Below are 1242 nucleotides of genomic sequence, written 5' to 3' on the forward strand. Positions count from 1 at the left end.
GTTCAGGATCGCCAAAATTAGAGGCATCCTGAACTGGGTAAAATGAAGTCACCAAGTTGCATTTTCTGTCATAACCCCACGGGTGAAACAAGTAACACTGCTTACCCAAAACTTTCTGGCCAAGATTCAACTTACCTCTATAACACAATGAAAGCTTACCAGAACGGTGATAGACAAGGCGCTTACGCTGAGATGATGCAAACACAACTGAGTAAACTCAATGATCAAGACTTGAAAGATATTGCGGCTTTTTATGCTTCACAACAGTAATGGATTTCACCTTCATTAGATCAGTCTAAGTTAAATAAACATCACTAAGTCGCCTATACTTCAAGCAAACTCACTGAGCTCATTGAAGGTCGGGAGAGATATACCTTTACACGTATCATCCAACCCTTACAATGTGCAGCAAATATATTTATCAAGGTTTATCTCTATGTCTATTCAATGGTTTCCGGGTCACATGCATAAAGCCCGTAAAGAAATCGAAGAAGTTATCCCACAGGTTGATGTGATCATCGAAGTACTGGACGCTCGTATCCCGTTCAGTAGTGAAAACCCAATGATCTCTTCACTGCGCGGCGATAAGCCTTGTGTAAAAGTGTTGAACAAGCGCGATCTTGCGGATCCTGAGCTTACTGAGCGTTGGATTGAGCACTTCGAGAAAGAGCAAGGCGTTAAAGCGATTGCGATTACTACTAGCGCTAAAGAAGAAGTGAACCACGTTATGGAGCTCGTGCGTAAGTTAGCACCGCACCGTGAACAGATGGGTAAGAACATTCGTACAATGATCATGGGCATCCCGAACGTGGGTAAATCGACCATCATCAACTGTTTAGCGGGACGTACGATCGCGGTTACTGGTAACCAACCTGCGGTAACTCGTCGTCAACAACGTATCAATCTACAAAATGGCGTGATCCTTTCAGATACTCCTGGAATCCTATGGCCTAAAGTAGAAAACCCACACAGTGGCTTCCGCTTGGCTGCAACAGGCGCTGTAAAAGATACGGCAATGGAATACGATGAAGTGGCATTCTACACAGTCGAGTACCTTGCAAAGCAATACCCTAACCTTTTGCAAGAACGCTACCAAATTGAAGAGCTTCCAGAGTCTGACATCGAATTAATGGAAGCGATTGGTCGTAAGCGTGGCGCACTTCGTGCTGGTGGTCATATCGACATTCACAAATGTTCGGAAATCCTACTTCACGAACTGCGTAATGGTACTTTAGGTAAAGT

At 44.1% G+C, this 1242-nt stretch carries 1 protein-coding gene and 1 pseudogene; both read left to right on the forward strand.

Annotation, left to right across the window (positions count from 1 at the left end; genetic code table 11):
- Window positions 1-27 precede the first annotated feature (27 nt).
- Window positions 28-270 (forward strand): annotated as a pseudogene (locus tag AB4496_RS20285) (c-type cytochrome); the annotation flags it as partial.
- A 166-nt stretch (window positions 271-436) separates the two neighbouring features.
- On the forward strand, window positions 437-1242 hold an 806-nt coding region (ylqF, locus tag AB4496_RS20290; RefSeq protein ID WP_372131768.1), incomplete at its 3' end, for a ribosome biogenesis GTPase YlqF.

This window comes from Vibrio sp. 10N.222.46.A1, assembly GCF_041473595.1.
Taxonomy (GTDB): Bacteria; Pseudomonadota; Gammaproteobacteria; order Enterobacterales; family Vibrionaceae; genus Vibrio; species Vibrio tasmaniensis_A.